Source organism: Planctomycetaceae bacterium, assembly GCA_041398825.1.
Taxonomy (GTDB): Bacteria; Planctomycetota; Planctomycetia; order Planctomycetales; family Planctomycetaceae; genus F1-80-MAGs062.
The window spans coordinates 320598-338768 of the sequence record JAWKTX010000001.1 but is presented as its reverse complement, the minus strand read 5'-3'; the positions used below and the strand labels follow the sequence as shown (position 1 = coordinate 338768).

Here is an 18171-nt window from a genome sequence, read left to right as displayed (position 1 = left end):
TGATCAGCGAACCGTAACAACCTTGATGCGGTTCTCGATTTTCTGCCCAGGATACATTCTTCGCGCTGCCGACGTTGCAACCTGTTTTGCGTACCAGGACATAGCCCGGCCGGTCAATACAACACATTCCAGTTCGGCCGTCAGATGAAAATCATGGATGACCGCATTGCCGAGTTGGCGGATCAAGTCCATACACCGGTCTGTTTCAGGGCTGGTTCGGGGTTGAATTTGCATCGAAATCCTCCGTGATGCCTGAACTCAAGGGACCAAAGATACATTCCTTCGCAACGTATCCTCGCAACAGGAACAGGGAACAGGTTACCCTTCGTTTCACCAATTGTGCAGACCAGAAATCATGAAATGTCGATTCACCTGACAGGAAACGACACTTCCCGAATCACGTTGGAGAGGATGGGCTAAGTGAAGAATCAGGTAGCATGTCTGGATGTTCATCCATTCGTGGAGGAACTCCCAATTTCTCCAACGGCATCGACCTTGTGGAGTTTCAGGCGTTCCCGAAATGCGAAGGCCGCCCACAGCCATAACAGTCCTGCTACCCACCCGGCAAAAACGTCAGTTGGATAATGCACGCCCAGAAACACACGGGTGACTCCAATCAGAATCGCAAGCGCGAGAGGTCCAACCCGGACAAACGTCTGAACAGGACGAAGTACACTTAGCCGTGACATCAGCAGTCCGGCTGCCGGATACACGATGATGGACATCATAGCATGTGAGCTGGGGAAGCTGCTTGATGATACGTGGGCCAGGTGCGGGACGACATCCGGTCGTGTTCGACCAACAACGAATTTCATCAACATCGAACAGCCGTACCCGCCAAGCACCGTCAGCAGGTAGAATCGCTGATGTGAAGGTGCGACACGACGGAGAACGAATGAAACAGCTGCCGTCACGCCAATCAACACTGCGTATCCTCCAAGCCCGGTCATGTCGCGCATCGCTTCACCCAAAAATCGCGGACCGGCTACGCGTGAAAGATCATCATTGCTGCGCAGAAACTGAAGGACTCGGACATCAAGGCTGTGTTGGTTATTGCCGCCAGCCAGCGAAGTCAGCTCAAATGCTCCCCAGGTGACAGAGATGACAAACAGCCACCGTATCAAGAGTTGATTTTGTGTAGTGGCGTCCTGCATCGGTTCGTCAATCTGGACATTGAAAAGGCAATTCCCGGATCGGGGTTTCATTCAGAGTCTGTGGTTCGACGCTTCCGGAACTCATCCAGTCTTTGACGAAAGACAGCTTCGCGGCCCCGTGGCACAGGTTTGTAATACGATTTGGTGACGCCCAGATAATCCTGGGGAAGCCAGCCCTCGGTTGAATCATGCGGATACTGATACCCCTGACCATGTCCAAGCTTCTCGGCCCCTTTGTAGTGGCCATCTCGCAGATGCATCGGAACGGGAAGTATCGATTGAGTTCGTACATCGTGCAGGGCCGCATCGATTCCGGCGTAGGCGGCATTCGACTTTTCAGCGCATGCCAGATAGGTCGCAGCCTGTGCAAGATTGATTCGACATTCGGGCATTCCGATCGTTTCGGTCGCCTGAAATGCGGCTGTCGCGACCATGATGGCGACGGGGTCGGCATTTCCGATGTCCTCCGAAGCAGCAATGACCAGCCGCCTGGCAATGAATCGTGGATCCTCGCCCGATTCGAGCATCCTGGCCAGCCAATACAAGGCAGCATCGGGGTCACTGCCCCGGATACTTTTGATAAACGCGCTGGCGACGTCGTAGTGATCATCCCCGGACGAGTCGTATCGGACGACACGTTTCTGCATAGACTCCTGAGCGACCTCGACATCAACATGTTGTGTCGACGCAGAGACACTCAGGACGGCAATTTCCAGGGCCGTCAGGGCACGACGCGCGTCTCCGTCGGATAATTGCGCAATGAGTTGTAAGGCGTCCGGTGTCACGACGGTTTTGTGCCCCGCCAGTCCAAAGTGATAGTCGGACATGGCACGCTTCATCACTGCGATGAGGTCTTCGGCCTGAAGCTCACGAAACTCGAACACCTGGCTGCGACTGATCAGTGGAGGGACAAGCGAGAAGAAGGGATTTGCTGTTGTCGCCCCAATCAGCGAGATCGTTCCACTTTCGACATCGGGCAACAGGATATCCTGCTGGCTTCGGCTGAATCGGTGCAACTCGTCGATAAACACAACGGTCTGCTGTCCTCGAACCGACAATCGCTGTTCTGCAGCACTCAGCAGTTCCCGAACTTCTTTCACCCCGGCAGTCGTGGCATTCAGGCGTTCGAATCGGCGCTGAGTGTGCTTTGCAATCAATTCGGCCAGCGACGTCTTGCCCGCCCCAGGGGGACCGTAAAAAATGACGGAGCCGATCCTGTCAGCATCGAGCATACGACGAAGTAATTTGCCTTCGCCAAGAATATGTTGCTGTCCGACAAATTCGGAAAGCTGCTTCGGGCGCATGCGGGCGGCAAGCGGCCTCGCTCGCTCTCGGTTTTTCTTTTCTTCGCCGTCAAAAAGACTCATCGAAATCGCTGCCGAAGTGTGAAAGCTCGAGGTTCCTCCAGCCAGATTCCAGCAACTCAGTACCTGGGGGTACCGTCTTTTCGAAGATGTTGCGTCACATGGGGCTCATTCAGACAACGCTCACATGGGCCCGGCCCGGACCAAAGCGGCGTCACGCCAGGTATCAGGAACGGTGACCGGCAGGCGGCAAATACCGTTTTGCTGCAACCTGCGGACTTCGCTAGTTCACAGAGTTAACCTGGCCTCGGACTGGAACGGTCAGGGGTTGTTCCCGATTCGCGATCTTCACAAGCAGGTTCTCTGTAAACTTGCCTGTGCGTTCCGGTGCAACAAATCTGACCTTCAGGATGTGAAGTCGTTCAGCCCCTGCAGGAACGTCTGCGCTGAAACAGCCATCCATCGCAGCACAGTCTATTTCCTGAATCACAAAGGCCTCTTTCCCCTTAATTACGAGCTGGACTGTTGTTTCCTGGCCGGGTGAAAGGGGACGGATATTGACTGTTTCAGGGGCCACAGTGATATCTGCAATCACGGTACCTTCCAGCATGAGCGGAACGTAAGGATTGGCCGCATCGTCGGTCACCAGCGTGATCAGGTCCCGAATACGCTGTGGAGCGGCATTCGGGCTGAGCTTCACCGTCAATGCATAATCGACTCTTCCACCGGATCGCTGGATTTCTTTCAGAGATGCAGTGACATCACTGTGTCCGATTTTGACATCATTGATTTTCCAGTCGGAACGGCCCGCGTAAGCCACCTTCACAGTGACCTCAGAACCCGCACCAAAATCCACAGAGCCAAAACGAACCATGCCCGGATCGAAAACAACATCCGTTCGGATGTAACCGGAGACTGGTATTGTCACTGAAGAATACTGCGGACTGTCAAAATGGATCGTCAGCGACGTGTCACGTTTCTTGCTGAATTGAACAGTGTTCAGTTTCAAATCGAATGTAACAGCCTCGCCGGGCTGAAGAAGATTCGTTGAGAGTTTACCAGCCTGAATGCAGGTACAGGCCGTTGTAACGGCGCTGATGTGCACCGCGGTACCGGTCGTGTTGTTGACGGTAATCTGTCTGACCGCTTCTGATCCCGTTGCGACAACACCATAGTCGATACGCTGGGTATCCACCAATTGTGATGCCCAGTCGCTCTGTGCTGCAGCACTCTCGAGCGCGCAACAGATCACGACCAGCCCCAGCCCAAATCGTCCCATCGTCCTCAACATGGCAAACACCTTGTCCTAATCCTGCGGAGTTGAAGTGCGTGGACTTCCGTCCCATCGATGCCAGATCTTGAATTGCACCTGTTCCCCAACAGATGCAGTGATCTTCGACAGTAGCCTCCTGAGCGGAACTGCCTGTAACCTATCACGGGTCATCGCAGTAACCCGCAAATCCCCGATTAAGCTAATCTACGCAGACCGCCAGCCTTCTTCGGGAAATCGTCGAAGCTGACCGCTTAACATTAGAAGCAGCACCACAATCTGTCAATCGGCGAAATCTGCTGCCTTATTTTCCCTATCTTCCAGAATGGGAGGGTTGTCAGGGCATGGACACGATGGAGGCGCTCAGACCGCCGGCCGCTGGTACGTAGGAATGTTCCGCATAGTCCATGACCATACGATCTGCGTTGAAACGCCACCCCAAAGTTCGAATAGCTCGCTTCATTCGGGTGATCCACGCCAATGGAAGGTCGTCGCGATCGCGTTCGAAATACAGCGGAATCACCTCTTCCGTCAGCACACGATACAGGTCCTGGCCGTCGCGAGCATCCTGAATCTCCTGATTGCTGTGTGTGCGCCCGGTACCGATGGCAAAGCCGTTTTGTCCGTCATAAGCTTCCGCCCACCACCCATCCAGAACAGAACAGTTCAGCCCGCCATTCAGGACAACTTTTTGTCCGCTGGTTCCGGAAGCTTCCAGTGGCCGCCGGGGATTATTCAGCCATACATCGACCCCCTGCACCAGTTGTCGCCCCATGTCGATATTGTAATTTTCCAGAATCAGCACCCGGCCGCGGAAAGGAGCTTCCCGAGTGAGCTTGAAGATTTGCTGCAGGATTTGCTTTCCATGCTCATCCGCCGGATGTGCTTTGCCGGCAAAAATGAACTGCACCGGGCGGTCGACGTCTTCGATCAGGTTCGCGAGAAAATCGAGGTCCTTCAAAATCAAATCGGCCCGCTTGTAGGGAGCAAATCGGCGCGCAAATCCGATCGTCAAAGCGCGAGGATCAAAAAGGGACTCCATATCCAGAACAACAGACGGGCTTTCACCACGGCGTTTGGCCTGCTCCACAGCCTCTCGTCGAGCGTAGTTGATCAAACGGTTTTTCAGCGCAGAGTGAACCTCCCAGAGTTCGCCTGGCGTAATTGACTCAAAACTTCTCCACACATCCGGCTCACCTGTCCTCTTGTACCAGTCGACTGGCAGAACCCGGTCATAAAGGACCCGCATCTGCGCTGCCAGCCACGTTGGCACGTGGACGCCATTCGTGATGTGCCCAATCGGAACTTCCTCGACACTTCGCCACGGCCAGAGGGCAGCCCACATTTCCCGGCTCACTACGCCGTGCAGATTTGAGACACCGTTTGCAATGCGACACATCTTCAGAGCCAGCACCGTCATGCAGAATGTTTCGCTGGAGTTCTGGGGATCGACACGTCCGAGCCCCATGATCCCGTAGGTACCAAGCCCCAGCGCATCGGAAATCGGACCAAGGTGTTCGTCGATGAGGCCTTCATCAAAGCGGTCATGCCCGGCAGGAACCGGCGTGTGTGTTGTGAAGACACAACGCGAGGCGGTCTCTCGCATTGCACGTTCGAACGGTAATCCATCGTCCTGCATGCGCTGACGAATGACCTCCAATGGTGCAAAGGCAGAATGCCCCTCGTTCATATGGATCACGTTCGGAAGTATACCGATAGCTTTTAATGCCCGAACACCGCCAACGCCCAGAAGTAATTCCTGACGAATACGCGTTCGATGATCGCCACCATAAAGGCGGCTGGTCAACTCGCGGTTCTCCTGTGTGTTCTGCGCGATGTTGGTATCCAGCAGATAGAGATCAATTCTTCCGACTGCGAGGTGCAGAATATGGGCGTAGATGGGCCCCGTCCGTGTTTCGACAGAAACGACAATCGGGCCGCGAGCGTCGCGCTGTACGGTCAGAGGCAAAGACGTCGCAGAGAGAGGAGGATAGGCTTCCTGCTGCCATCCCTCCTTATTGATTGCCTGCGCAAAATATCCTTCGCTGTAAAACAATCCCACACCGACCAGCGGCAACCCCAGATCCGAAGCACTTTTCAGATGATCTCCGGCAAGGACACCCAAACCGCCCGAATAAATTGGCAGCGATTCATGAAGACCGAATTCCGCAGAGAAGTATGCCACGGGCCCCTGACCGAGAATATTGGCATGTGTCGAACCCCAGGTTGTGTTCGATTCCACATATTCACGAAATCGACGGTACGCCCAGTGAATGCGGGAATGCAGTACACCTTCGCGGGCTCTCTCTTCCAGTTTCTCCGGAGTGTACTCCTGCAGTAACAACACCGGATTATGATTGCAGCGATCAAATAATTCCCGATCGATCAAACGGAAGAGTTCAGTGACTTCCGGATCCCAGCTCCACCAAAGATTGGATGCCAGCTTAACCAGCTTTTGATGAATCGATAACTGCGTTGGCTTCTCGACCATGAACTTCACTTTCTTCCACCAGTGATTTCCCGATGGACGATGCCGTCAGGAGTCTTGTATCGTCACTTGTCGTCACTGTCAGCTTCTCTGTATTCACCGGAATTAGCTGGATATGACTCTGGTTGAGTTCTCCCACAGCTTCCGCATCCGATGCGAGCAGGAGTATAGTCGGAAGCCTCGCTGCGTCGAGTTGACCGGAAAACCGGATCGGAATCGTTTTCCAGCCCCCCCGGAATGCAAAAACGCCCGTCAACTGACGGGCGTTTGAAATTCACTGCAGCCATCAAGTGTTCTCGATGAACGAGAGAAGACCTGACTAGCGGGACAACTTCACGTGGGCTCGCTTTTGTTTGCGAGCCTTGGAGCTGGCTGGTCGCGCACCATGATTTGCTTTGTTCAACTTCCGATTTGTCTTCGCCATTTTCACTACTCCCACAAAAACGCTGTTAATCTTTGACTTCTTGCGGGACAGGTCCACCGCAAGCTTCTTATTTCAAACCGGCCTTTGCAGACCAGAATCGACCGGACATCGCATGATTCCGCAGCCAGAACTGCTGGAATCGGGTGCGTAAGGTAACAACGGTCGGGTTTCGTGGGAAATCACGATTTTCAAATTCCCGAGAATATCTGCTGGTCGCGAACAATCGATCCGGTCGGAATTTCTGTCTCCCCCACAGGAAGACCTCAATTGCCTCTCCGGATGGCAGTGAGGTGAGAATTGACGTATTCTCACGATTGTTTTCATCTCACACCACCAGGCCAACTCGTTCTCGCTCTGGCGGAACTTCAGGAATGGATGCTCATGCCGCCAGCCACCTCCCCGGAGATTGATTCCGATGTCCCCGAGTTTCTTCGAGGGCTGAACATTCAGCAACGCGCCGCCGTCCTGCATGGTGAATCCCCGCTTCTGATCATTGCCGGAGCCGGTACGGGCAAGACAACAACGCTGGCGAACCGGGTTGCCTGGCAGATCGTTTCCGGCATTGACCCGGGGCAAATTGTACTGCTGACATTCACCCGTCGCGCGGCTGCGGAAATGATGCGACGTGTGGAAGCCATCCTGATGGGACTCGATGCCGCAGAACTCGGGGATCCCGGTATCACTCAACGGTCGCGTATTCGACGGATCCGTGGCGGAACATTCCATTCTGTCGCCACCACGTTATTGCGGCGACATGGCCAGATCATCGGTCTGTATCCGGACTTTACAATCCTGGATCGCGGTGACGCCGAAGACCTGCTGAATGTCGTTCGGTCGAAACTGAATCTACCCAAATCGGGTAACCGGTTTCCGCTGAAAGGCACATGTATGGATATCTACAGCCGTTGCGTGAATACCCAGAAACCCCTCGAGGTCATTCTGAAAAAATATTTCCCATGGGTCATGGAACATCAGGACAAGCTGGGAGAACTTTTCAATCTCTATGTGAATATCAAAGAGCAGCAGCGAGTCCTTGATTTTGACGATCTGCTGCTGTTCTGGAATGCGCTCGCAGAGCATCCGGACGGCAGTGCGATTCTGCAACAGCAGTTCCAGCGAATTCTTGTGGACGAGTATCAGGATACAAACACCCTACAGGCACAGATCCTGAAGAACATGTGTCCCGAAGGGAAAGGCCTGACAGCAGTTGGTGATGATGCACAATCAATCTACTCCTTCCGTGCAGCAACAGTCCGGAACATTCTGGACCTGCCCAAAGAGTTTCCCGGCACCGAAGTGATTCCACTGGAACAGAACTACCGCAGCACGCAATGCATTCTGGATGTCACAAATAAAGTTATCGCGGAGGCGACCGAACGACATCACAAGAATCTCTGGTCTGATCGCGGCCCGGGCGCAAAGCCTGTCCTAGTCACCTGCAGTGACGAGGATACACAGAACGAATATGCGATCGACCGCATTCTCGAGCGACGCGAACACGGCGTACCACTCAAACAGCAAGCCGTGCTGTTTCGAGCATCCCATCACAGCATGGCTCTGGAAGCAGAGCTGGGACGGCGCAACATCCCGTTTCAGAAGTACGGCGGGCTCCGGTTTCTGGAAACAGCCCATGTCAAAGATTTGATGTCGTTTCTGAGACTGATCGAAAACCCGATGGATGGCGTCGCGGGGTTCCGTGTGCTGATGCTGTTACCAGGAATAGGCAACAGCAAAGCCGAATCACTTATGGAATCGCTCCGTGAGGCCGGTGGGCACTTCGAAGCATGGTTATCCTGGACACCTCCCAAAGCAACACGGGAATCCTGGCCGCAATTTGTCAGGATGCTGAAAACCCTTGAACAGCGAGGACGAGACGACGAAGGCGGTGTTGCATCGGATATTAATGCCATTCGGATGTTCTACACACCACTGCTGGAGAGCCGTTACGATAACGTAAAGGCTCGCAGCAACGATCTTGAACAACTGGAGGTCATGGCAACGCGCTACCAGACCCGCAATGAATTTCTCTCTGAAATGGCGCTGGATCCGCCAACATCAACGCAGGAACTTCCCGCGGACCCATGGCTGGATGAAGACTACCTGATCCTGAGTACGATCCATTCTGCAAAAGGACTGGAATGGGATTCTGTATTCGTCATTCACGCAGCGGATGGCAACATTCCATCCGATATGGCGACTGGAAGCGAAGAAGAAATCGAGGAAGAGCGACGTTTGTTTTACGTCGCAATGACGCGGGCAAAGAACAATCTTTATGTCATGCGTCCCGAACGCTACTACTTTCATCATCGACGTCGCAGTGATCAGCATTCACTGAGCAAGATAACGCGGTTTCTGCCTCCGGACATTCAGGCAACGATGGAACGTGTCAGCCACGGCGATGTATTCGGAAACCCGTGGGAACGCCATCCTGGAAGTGGCAACCGCATTCAGGGGGACACCAGCGAAATCCGCAGGAAAATTTCGAAGCTCTGGGGATAGGCTATTCTGGCGTTTTCTGGCGAGCGGCACGTGGAGCACACCTTCTGCAGATACCTCCTGCCAGTTGGCAAGTGACGCAATGACTTCCAACAGCGCGCGAGGGAACGGCGTACAAAATGAATGCAGAAACAAATCGACGACTGGTCGCTGAAGGCAGCCGATCAGGCTGATTCGCCGCTCGGGTTGACCGTTTGTACCATGAAAACTCCACGAATCAGGAAAACGCCATCTGGCCTGCACGAAACACCGTCGGCTCTGGTCACAGCAATAATCAGGAATTGAGACTTATGCAAAATCATGCTTACGTAGAACGATTTGTCAGTTTGCTGGATCCGGAAGCAAACACGATTTTCAACATGTCGGTGGATGACGCAGTCGCACTGGTCGGAACCGGTGACGCAGAAAAGGTTCGGCAGATCGACGGCCAGTTCGCTCTGGTCTATCGGAATGGAAACATTGTTCGCATGGCACGATCGATCGGTCGGCCAATGCGATACTTTCTTGCGAAGCAGGTCGCAGGCCCCTGTCTGGTCGTCGCCGAACGTATGGATCAGATTGTTGAATGGCTGGAAGCCGAAGGACTGCATGGGCAGTTCCATCCGTCCTACACTCGCATGGTTCCGGCGCACTACGTGATCGAGATCGCTCTGTTGGGATGTCCGGACCCCAATCCGACCTACACCCGATTCTTTACACCGGAACGCAATCGACTTTCAACGGATCTGAACGACATTGGCCGTCAGTATATCGGAACCATGCAGAATGAAGTCCATAAGTGGCTCGATACGATTCCCGAACAAGAACCGATCGGAGTCCTGTTCAGCGGCGGTATCGACAGCGGAGCCGTTTTCCTTGCGACGTATGACGCGTTGCTCAAGCGAGGTCAGTCACCTCAACGACTGAAGGCCTTCACACTTTGCGTCGAAGGGCAGGGCGAAGACGCCAGACAAGCGCACGACTTTCTCACACAAATGGATCTTGGATTGTTCCTGGAAGTGCTGGACGTACCAAAGTCTGCTATTGACTACCGTGAAGCCATTCGAGTGATTGAAGACTACAAACCGCTGGATGTTCAGGCCGCCGCAATGGGACTGGCCCTGTGCAAAGCCATCCGCCAGCGATATCCGGACTGGAAGTACCTGATCGACGGCGATGGCGGTGACGAGAACCTGAAGGATTACCCAATCGAAGAAAACAGCGAACTGACAATTCGAAGCGTGTTGAACAATCTCATGCTTTATCACGAAGGCTGGGGAGTCGATGCAGTCAAGCATTCACTGACGTACACCGGTGGTCAGAGTCGTGGACACGTGCGCAGCTGGGCTCCCGCGTCGACACTGGGATTTCGCGGCTTCAGCCCGTTTGCACTCCCCAATGTCATTGAAGTCAGCGAAGGCATTCCCTTTATTGAGCTCACGGACTGGAGCCACGAAAAACTCTATTCGCTCAAGGGGGAAATCGTTCGACGGGGGATCGAGCAACTTACCGGGCAAACGATGCCCATTTACGAAAAACGAAGATTCCAGCGAGGTGCTGTTCCGAACGAAACATTCGAAGCTCTGTTCCCGCACAACGAGCAACCGTACCGGCAAGCCTTCGCTGAGATCTTCCGGAATTAATGGTCGTGCCCCAGGCAACTTCAATCACGTCAACTTCAGTCACCGGGACAACCCCATCGCCCGTTTAAGATTGTTTTGGTCCGGTTTCCCCGTTCACTCGTTGCACGGCACGCATCGGACAGCACCTGTTGGACAGGGATTCAGCTGTACGAGCGTTTGGACATCGCAGGCAGGGCCGTTTGGCACATGGCTTGCATCGACTGCTACAATCTGACGGAACTGCCTTTGAGGCAGTAATTCAACGACAAGGGACAAAGCCATGATGTACTTCGACATGAAATATATTCTGATGGTGATGATTCCGGGACTCGTAATGTCCGGGTTAGCCAGCATGCTGGTGAAGTCATCATTCGCAAAATGGTCTCAGATCGGTACGCGTCGCGGATTCACCGGGGCTCAGGCTGCGAAAACGCTGCTGGACGGAGCGGGAATTCACGACGTTCAGATCGTCCCCACCAACGGATTCCTGAGCGACCACTACAATCCCTCAACCAGGACTCTTGCGCTGTCTGAGTCTGTCTACGCCAGCCGAAGCGTTGCCGCCGTGGGCGTTGCCTGCCATGAAGCCGGTCATGCCATTCAGCATGCTAATTCTTACGCCCCGCTCTGGGCCAGATCTGCGCTGGTGCCGGCCATGGGAATAGGATCCAGCGTCGGCCCCTGGGTAATTTTTATCGGTTTGGCCATGCACATGCAGGGACTCGCTGTCATTGGCTGTCTGCTGTTCGGTGCTGTCGTGCTGTTCCAGATAGTGACACTACCGGTTGAATTCGATGCGAGTGCCAGAGCAAAGCGGCTAGTTGTGGAAGCCGGTATTCTTGATGCGGATGAGCAAATCGGCGTCAATCGCGTTTTGAACGCCGCTGCGTTGACCTATGTCGCCGCCGCAGCATCCAGCATCCTGACGTTGCTTTACTTCATGATGCGGGCAGGCCTGCTGGGGGGCCGACGCGATGACTGAACAACTTCCGGTGTCGTCAGCATCCATCCAGGAGTTGCTGTTGAGGAATGACGGAAGGAGCTTCTGATCACTGGAGTCAGCCCGCCGCCGGAATTCTGTTTGACCGAACACGGCCCATGAATTTTTCGGACCGTTCCGGAAACAAAACTGAAAAGCAATTGATCCAGACCACAATTTGATTTCGTTTCTTCGACGGCTGAGACTTCGGTATGATGTTTCAGCCGTTCGTTTTCTGTCGCTCAGGAAACCAGGTCCCGATCTGCGGGTTGCGACAGCCGAAAATCATCCGCTTGCAAAGTCAGGACGAATCCCCATGACCGACCCGTCTCATTCAAATCAGCCAGACTCCACTCAGACAAACTCAACACAGGCAAACTCAACACAGGCAAACTCAACACAGGCGCAGGCAAGTCAGTCAGCAGCTCCGGATCCGACCGGCGCAGCGGGTTCGATTTCCGACAGCATTCGTGAAGTCATCGAATCGGGAAAAGACGTCGCTCAAAACGTTCAGGCCCTGGTCGTCAACTTGCTCCAGCAACAATCCGGCCCCATCGAAGCCGCCAGGTCCTCTGTCACTGAGATGCTGAAGACAGCGGAAGACGTGGTCCAGAGATCTGCCCCCGATTCTGCAGAAAGCGTCCTGCGGAAAGTCATCGAAGGAGTCACATCCGGCGTCCAGACAGTGGCCCAGTCTGCAGGTTATGCGGTCGAGGAAGCCCGTGCTCGCGGAGAAAGATTTGCCGGTGAGGATCTGGATTTTGCAAAGCAGAATCTGAAAACAGCCGGTGAGATGCTGACGGAAACCCTTCGGTACGCCGCCGAACGAGCAACGTTCGAATCCAGAACAGCTACCGCCGAACTTCGCGCACACGCAGAACGCGCAGTCGACGCCGTCAAGCCGACAGTCTCCTCAACAGTTGAGGCGCTTCGAGATGCTCCGGTTCAGTTGGCGTCCGAAGCCACGACAACCGCAGTCAAAGGCGGTCGGTTAGCGGCAGGGGCCTTGTTGAATGCGATGAGTGGGATGCTGGCCGGAGCAGCCGATCTGCTGGACCCGGAGCGAGCAGGAAATAACGCACCAGCGCAGAATGCTTCCGGAGAAACGAACGCAGAGCGAGCGGAATAGTCGTGCCCGACCCAATTGGAATCCGGCGGCGCATTCGAAACACAAAACGCGCGGCCGAAGTACTGGCCGTTCTGGCCAAGCACGGTTTTCTGCAGGTGCTGTCCGAAACCGGAATCGAACGGATGATTGAACGGGGGCAGGAGATCCTGCTCCGTTCCAAGCCGGAAGATCGCGCCGCATCCACACCTTTCACTGTTCGTATCCGTGAAGTGCTTGAAGAACTTGGTGCAACGTTTATCAAGCTTGGACAAGTCCTCAGTACTCGACCAGACCTTGTTCCACCCGAACTTGCTTCAGAACTTCGAAAGCTGCAGGCGAACTGTCAGCGAGTTTCCTACAAAGACATTCAGAAACGTCTGGAGGAAGAATTCGGGGAGCGTCTGGGCATTCTGTTCCAGTCTATCGACGAAGAACCAATTGCTGCCGCCTCCATCGCCCAGGTACACGGAGCCATCCTCGCCGATGGCACCCCGGTTGTCCTGAAGATCGCTCGTCCAGGAGTGGATGACGTGATCGAATCGGACATGGACATCCTGATGGAGCTGGCTCGACTCACCGAGAAATACTTCAGTGAGCAGGGTTATAGCCCCACAGAAACCGTGCGTGAGTTTCAGCAGGAACTCGCTCGCGAAGTGGATCTGATTCACGAAGGCCGAGCGACGGATCGCTTCCGACGGAACTTTGGTGACAACGATCGGATCCGATTTCCCAAAGTCTACTGGGATCAGACGACTCGACGCGTGCTGACTCTGGAACGCATTGAAGGCACGCTGCTGTCCCATCTGGATCCGGAGTCACTCTCGCCGGAAGAACGTCGTCGCATTGTTTCCGAAGGCTCAGAGGCTGTCTTTCGTCAGTGTCTGGAGCATGGATTCTTTCATGCTGACCCACACCCGGGCAATATTATTGTTCAGCCGGACGGCGCGATCTGCTTCATCGACTGCGGAATGACGGGGCGCATCGATAAACACACAATGCAGCAACTGGCAATGCTGGTCATGTCTGTTGTCGCTGCAGATCTGGACAGTGTCATCGAAGTAACGATGCAGTTATCTGATGCCGATTCAACTCTCAAGTTCGATCGGTCGTTCCGCCGGGATGCGTGGAGTTTTGTCGCACGTTTCGAGGGGGCCACCATCGAATCGCTGGACATGGCCGCACTGCTGGATGAATTCTTCGAGCTGCTTCGACGATACAACATTCGGTGCCCTGCGGATTTAGTATTTCTGATTAAAGCGCTGTCTACAATTCAGGGCGTCGGACAGGCGATTGATCCAAGGTTCGATCTGATCGCCCATGTTCGTCCACAAATCGAAAAACTGATCCGCGAACGTTATGGCTTCAAGGCAGCCAAAGAACGTATTCAGACCGGAGCCCTCAGGTACCTTTCTCTGCTGGAGGATCTGCCGGACGAACTTCGCGATGTGCTCGATCAGGTCCGACGGCGCGAATTCAGTGTAAATCTGAAACACCAGGGGCTCGATCGGCTCAACGACAATACAATCGAGCACGCCAGTGGCACCATCGCAGTCGGAATGGTCATTGCCGGAATGCTGGTCAGTTCGTCAGTGCTGATACTTGCCGAACGAAACATCGAAGGCTTTTCCTGGCTGAGAACCCTGGGAATCACCGGACTGGTCTGTGGTGTTCTGCTGATCGTCACACTGCCTATTCGCTGGCTCAGACGGAAGAAATGATGCAGTTTAGCGACGAGCAAATCATTGCTGCTCGGGGTGCTCGCTCGATTCCTGCCCCCTGGCGTCCGTATCACTTTCTCGCGGAAGAAGAACGCACTGCCACCGGCCTGATAGAAGACGTTGCAACGATCTTTCTGACAAACCGGGAATGCCCATTTCGATGTCTGATGTGTGATCTCTGGAAGAACACCACGACCGAAACGGTACCGCTTGGGGCTATCCCTGCGCAGATTGAATTTGCTTTGCAGCAATTGCCATCCTGCAAACATATCAAACTCTATAACAGTGGCAACTTCTTCGACGCAAAAGCGATTCCGCGGGCCGACCATCCCTTAATTGCTGCTCAGGTATCGCACTTCCAGACCGTGATCGTTGAAAATCATCCCAGACTGTGCAGCCAACAGTGCGGTGAATTCCAGAAGTTATGCGGTACGCAGCTTGAAGTAGCGATGGGCCTGGAGACTTCCAACAAATCCACGCTTGCCACTCTGAACAAACAGATGACAACCGACGACTTTGCCCGCGCATGCGAATTGCTGCAGCGGGATCAGATACGACTGAGATCGTTTGTATTACTGCGACCGCCCGGTTTGACGGAAGAGCAGGGCATTGAACAGTCGATCGAATCGGTTCGTTTTGCTTTTGACTGTGGCGTCCAGTGCTGCGCGATCATCCCGACGCGAAAAGGCAATGGCATTCTGGATCGGCTGGAGAAAGGAGGTCTGTTTGCGTCCCCGAGTCTGCGATCGCTCGAGAGAGTCTTCAACGAGTGCCTCTCCTGGAATCGCGGCAGGGTCTTCGTGGACCTCTGGGATATTGAACGATTCGCAAGCTGTCATGAATGTCTGCCGGCCAGAATCCATCGCCTGCATCAAATGAACCTGCATCAGCAATTGAGGCCACCAGTGGTTTGCGGTTACTGTCCGTAACTCGTTAAGCCGAAATCCTGACGTCGTGCCTGCAGGTCATTCTGAACAGGGCATCTGCATCTTCTTTCGGGATCGCTTTATTCTGAAGGGCTCTCTGGATCCGTTCGCCGGATAAACTCAGCGATGATTTTTGCGCGAGGATCAGAGGAGTGCTCTTCGAGGTGGAGCAACTTCTGTTTGTTTGCGGCAACAAATTCAGGATCCAGTTCAGCCGCGTGTTCGATCACTTCCAGCGCTGCCTGAAGTTGTGAATCGTTAAGTCGACTCCACTGAATCAGCGACCAGTCGTCAAATCCAAAGTAGTCCATGAAATTGTTCAGGCACGCCTCCCGGACCCAGGGCTTGTAGTCGCCTTTGAGGACGCTGGCTGCTTCCTCAACAGGATGCGGAGTCATTTCACGCCAGCTGACAGCCGGAGGTGGATTCCAGTGGCGAGGAAAATCGCTCCGATCAAATTGCGACATATACTGCAAACCTTCTTCGATCTGATTCGAACGAAGCAGGTCTTCCGCAATTGTTCTACGCTGTTGCTGCGGCTGTCCGATCGAAAGCAAATAAGCAGAGAACCCGGCAAGAAGCACAATCGACAGCCATAAAGTCCAGCCAGCGTTTCCTGCACGAAGTTCGTCCGGACTGGCTGATGAAACGTCGACTTCTCCGGTCAGGGCCTCGCCTGGCCTGTCACTGCCATCGCTTACTTTTGCGAATCCGCGGCTGGAAAAGATGTTATTGATTAAGAGGATTGGCCAGAGAATCGTCGCCCCGACACCAACATTGATCGCGGTACCAAGAATCAACTTGTCTCGCGGACTCAGCCGAACTCCGCCCATGATGTTGAACACTGGCAGGGGAGTCAGCAGCAGAACGACAAGCACAATCGTGTCTGCAACCATCAACACGCGAATCATCGAAACAAAGAATGATGTTTCATTGCGAAGACTGATGACCCGGCTGATGAGCAACACACGCCAGATTGAAACAACGGCCAGTAGCCAGAGGTTAGCGACAGCCGCATCCCGTGCGGATAACAGGCGCTCTACCGGAAAAGCATACAACCAGACAAGGGGTCCCGTCAGCCAGAAGAAGGCGAGAAACTGGCGGTAGGTTAACGGCTGTCTGCCAGATGGCCTGAAGAGGCAGAGGTAACCAAATATCAGAGTCGCAGTGAACAGGGACGCCAGCACCGGTACCAACAGATGTATCGGTTTGCTCAACAGATCGACACCATCGTAATCCCGGGCGAAAGGAGCCAGCAAAACGAAGCCCAGGCCAACCCAAACGGCGCTGCGGCATGAGGCGATCTGATCAACAGCCCTGCGATCAAAGCACAGGAATCGAATCAGTGTCAAAAGATTCATAATCGGTGCCTCAGATTAATCTGCCAGATTTCATCTCGAAGCCTGAGGCGACGTTGTACGGCCTCCGCGCGGAAAACGGATTCCACCGCCCGAAGAAAAGCCAACTCCAGCTCAGCCACTGTCATTTGATCCGGTTCAAATGTGACATCGAATAAAGTGTAGTGCGACCAGTCGCGAGCCTTCAGCAGCCGACCAGCATGGTCTAATCGTCGATAAAGATCCGTGCCGGGAAAAGGTGTTTGCAGTGTGAGCTGAACCTCTGCAAGCGGGCTCGCATCAATAAATGCAATCAGCCGGTCGATGGATTCCTGTGATTCCCCGTCCGCTCCCAGCACAAAGCAACCATTCACGGCAACACCCGCTGACTGCAGATTGTCAATTGCTTTCAGGATTCGATTCAGATCGGCCTGCTTATTCCCCATACCCGGATAACGAAAACACAACGATTCGATTCCGACCAGAATCTGCATGCAACCTGCAGCTGCAAGCTGGTTCACAAGATCCGGACGTTCTCCAATGCGCCAGTCGGCTTCCGTAAACCACCTCGCCCCGGATTCTTTCAGTACTTCCAGCAATGCGTTTTGATCACGACGGCCAGCGAATGTGTTGTCATCAGCCAGTTCGATGAGCGGGCGAGGCCGGAGGGTCTTCAGCAACTGCAATTCACGAGCAATGTGACTCAGCGGCTTTTCACTGAATCGACCAAGCATCCGACTGGCCGCGCAGAATTCGCACGCCAGCGGGCAACCTCTCTGTGTCTGCAGTGTGAACCGATGAGGTCGCTCGGGCAACAAATCAAAACGCGGAGTCGGCCAAAGCGTTTGCGCGGCAGCAGTTGCTCGATATATCGGCTGCAAACATTTGTGTTCGGCATCGCGGCACACCTGAGTCCAGACGCTTTCTCCGGAGCCAACGACGACAGCATCAAATTCCGTCTGTAATTCGTCAGGAAGAGCAGTCGCGTGCAATCCGCCAATAACTGTCTGCAAGCCATTACTGCGCAGCGATCTGCTCAGCCGGATTGCATCATTGACGGACGCGGTCAGTGCGGAAACAGCGACAACATCCGGTTGGTGTTTTGTAATTCGCTGAATCACCTCATCGCTAATCTGCGCGATGGGTTGATAACAGCAGGACCAGTCTGGTGGCAGCATGCCCGCCAGTGTCAGGACACCCAGAGCAGGCAGCTGTCCAACAGCAGAAGCCCTTGGACCGAGTCCGGGCATCGACATACCAAGCTCGGCAAGCTCTTCTGCACGAATCCGGAAGCCGGACATTGGGACAAAACATACGTGGGGCATTTTGAACGCGTTCAGCACATGCATGTCATGAGAAACAACGT

Annotated in this window: 14 protein-coding genes; 6 read left to right on the top strand and 8 right to left on the bottom strand. The window is 54.1% G+C overall.

The genetic code is table 11. The annotated features are described in order from the left end of the window. Positions 1–3 precede the first annotated feature (3 nt). The 6 genes from R3C20_01175 to R3C20_01150 form a co-directional block, all read right to left on the bottom strand. Positions 4–234, bottom strand: a complete 231-nt coding sequence (locus tag R3C20_01175) for a BON domain-containing protein (protein MEZ6039086.1) — start codon at positions 232–234, stop codon at positions 4–6. A gap of 215 nt (positions 235–449) precedes the next feature. Then, positions 450–1205: a phosphatase PAP2 family protein gene (locus R3C20_01170; protein ID MEZ6039085.1), complete on the bottom strand. Its 756-nt coding sequence runs from the start codon at positions 1203–1205 to the stop codon at positions 450–452. After that, on the bottom strand, positions 1202–2521 hold the full coding sequence (locus R3C20_01165) for a replication-associated recombination protein A (protein ID MEZ6039084.1): 1320 nt from the start codon (positions 2519–2521) through the stop codon (positions 1202–1204). The genes R3C20_01170 and R3C20_01165 overlap by 4 nt, the downstream gene beginning before the upstream one ends. 220 nt (positions 2522–2741) lie before the next feature. Next, positions 2742–3749, bottom strand: coding sequence for a DUF1573 domain-containing protein (locus tag R3C20_01160; GenBank protein ID MEZ6039083.1), 1008 nt, complete (start codon positions 3747–3749; stop codon positions 2742–2744). Between the two features lie 316 nt (positions 3750–4065). Further along, positions 4066–6219, bottom strand: a complete 2154-nt coding sequence (glgP, locus tag R3C20_01155; GenBank protein MEZ6039082.1) for an alpha-glucan family phosphorylase — start codon at positions 6217–6219, stop codon at positions 4066–4068. Further along, entirely contained in the window at positions 6173–6472 is a 300-nt protein-coding gene (locus R3C20_01150; protein MEZ6039081.1) for a hypothetical protein, read from the bottom strand. The genes glgP and R3C20_01150 overlap by 47 nt, the downstream gene beginning before the upstream one ends. 465 nt (positions 6473–6937) lie before the next feature. Here R3C20_01150 and R3C20_01145 point away from each other — a divergent pair, with 465 nt between their 5' ends. The 6 genes from R3C20_01145 to R3C20_01120 all read left to right on the top strand — a co-directional run bounded on the left by R3C20_01145 (position 6938) and on the right by R3C20_01120 (position 15471). Then, positions 6938–9139 carry an ATP-dependent helicase gene (locus tag R3C20_01145; protein MEZ6039080.1) on the top strand — a complete coding sequence of 734 codons (2202 nt, stop codon included), beginning with the start codon at positions 6938–6940 and terminating at the stop codon, positions 9137–9139. 287 nt (positions 9140–9426) lie between these two features. Next, on the top strand, positions 9427–10758 hold the full coding sequence (locus R3C20_01140; protein MEZ6039079.1) for an asparagine synthase-related protein: 1332 nt from the start codon (positions 9427–9429) through the stop codon (positions 10756–10758). A gap of 259 nt (positions 10759–11017) precedes the next feature. After that, positions 11018–11719 (top strand): zinc metallopeptidase, encoded by a 702-nt coding sequence (locus R3C20_01135; protein ID MEZ6039078.1) that lies wholly within the window; start codon positions 11018–11020, stop codon positions 11717–11719. 313 nt (positions 11720–12032) lie between these two features. Continuing rightward, entirely contained in the window at positions 12033–12845 is an 813-nt protein-coding gene (locus R3C20_01130) for a DUF6781 family protein (protein MEZ6039077.1), read from the top strand. A 2-nt stretch (positions 12846–12847) separates the two neighbouring features. Continuing rightward, positions 12848–14542, top strand: coding sequence for an AarF/ABC1/UbiB kinase family protein (locus R3C20_01125; GenBank protein MEZ6039076.1), 1695 nt, complete (start codon positions 12848–12850; stop codon positions 14540–14542). Further along, on the top strand, positions 14542–15471 hold the full coding sequence (locus R3C20_01120; GenBank protein ID MEZ6039075.1) for a radical SAM protein: 930 nt from the start codon (positions 14542–14544) through the stop codon (positions 15469–15471). The genes R3C20_01125 and R3C20_01120 overlap by 1 nt, the downstream gene beginning before the upstream one ends. Before the next feature lie 77 nt (positions 15472–15548). On the opposite strand, the gene R3C20_01115 is transcribed toward R3C20_01120, so the two are convergent. Together R3C20_01115 and R3C20_01110 are read right to left on the bottom strand one after the other, a co-directional pair. After that, on the bottom strand, positions 15549–16829 hold the full coding sequence (locus R3C20_01115; GenBank protein ID MEZ6039074.1) for a hypothetical protein: 1281 nt from the start codon (positions 16827–16829) through the stop codon (positions 15549–15551). Continuing rightward, positions 16826–18130, bottom strand: a complete 1305-nt coding sequence (locus R3C20_01110) for a cobalamin-dependent protein (protein ID MEZ6039073.1) — start codon at positions 18128–18130, stop codon at positions 16826–16828. Before R3C20_01110 ends, R3C20_01115 begins: the two co-directional genes overlap by 4 nt. Between the last annotated feature and the right edge of the window lie 41 nt (positions 18131–18171).

Excerpts from the sequence above, each read along its gene's own strand:
- R3C20_01175 (MEZ6039086.1), bottom strand. The coding sequence starts at position 234 with ATGCAAATTCAACCCCGAACCAGCCCTGAAACAGACCGGTGTATGGAC.
- R3C20_01170 (MEZ6039085.1), bottom strand. The coding sequence starts at position 1,205 with ATGAAACCCCGATCCGGGAATTGCCTTTTCAATGTCCAGATTGACGAA.
- R3C20_01165 (MEZ6039084.1), bottom strand. The coding sequence starts at position 2,521 with ATGAGTCTTTTTGACGGCGAAGAAAAGAAAAACCGAGAGCGAGCGAGG.
- R3C20_01160 (MEZ6039083.1), bottom strand. The coding sequence starts at position 3,749 with ATGTTGAGGACGATGGGACGATTTGGGCTGGGGCTGGTCGTGATCTGT.
- glgP (MEZ6039082.1), bottom strand. The coding sequence starts at position 6,219 with ATGGTCGAGAAGCCAACGCAGTTATCGATTCATCAAAAGCTGGTTAAG.
- R3C20_01140 (MEZ6039079.1), top strand. The coding sequence starts at position 9,427 with ATGCAAAATCATGCTTACGTAGAACGATTTGTCAGTTTGCTGGATCCG.
- R3C20_01135 (MEZ6039078.1), top strand. The coding sequence starts at position 11,018 with ATGATGTACTTCGACATGAAATATATTCTGATGGTGATGATTCCGGGA.
- R3C20_01130 (MEZ6039077.1), top strand. The coding sequence starts at position 12,033 with ATGACCGACCCGTCTCATTCAAATCAGCCAGACTCCACTCAGACAAAC.
- R3C20_01120 (MEZ6039075.1), top strand. The coding sequence starts at position 14,542 with ATGCAGTTTAGCGACGAGCAAATCATTGCTGCTCGGGGTGCTCGCTCG.
- R3C20_01115 (MEZ6039074.1), bottom strand. The coding sequence starts at position 16,829 with ATGAATCTTTTGACACTGATTCGATTCCTGTGCTTTGATCGCAGGGCT.
- R3C20_01110 (MEZ6039073.1), bottom strand. The coding sequence starts at position 18,130 with ATGCCCCACGTATGTTTTGTCCCAATGTCCGGCTTCCGGATTCGTGCA.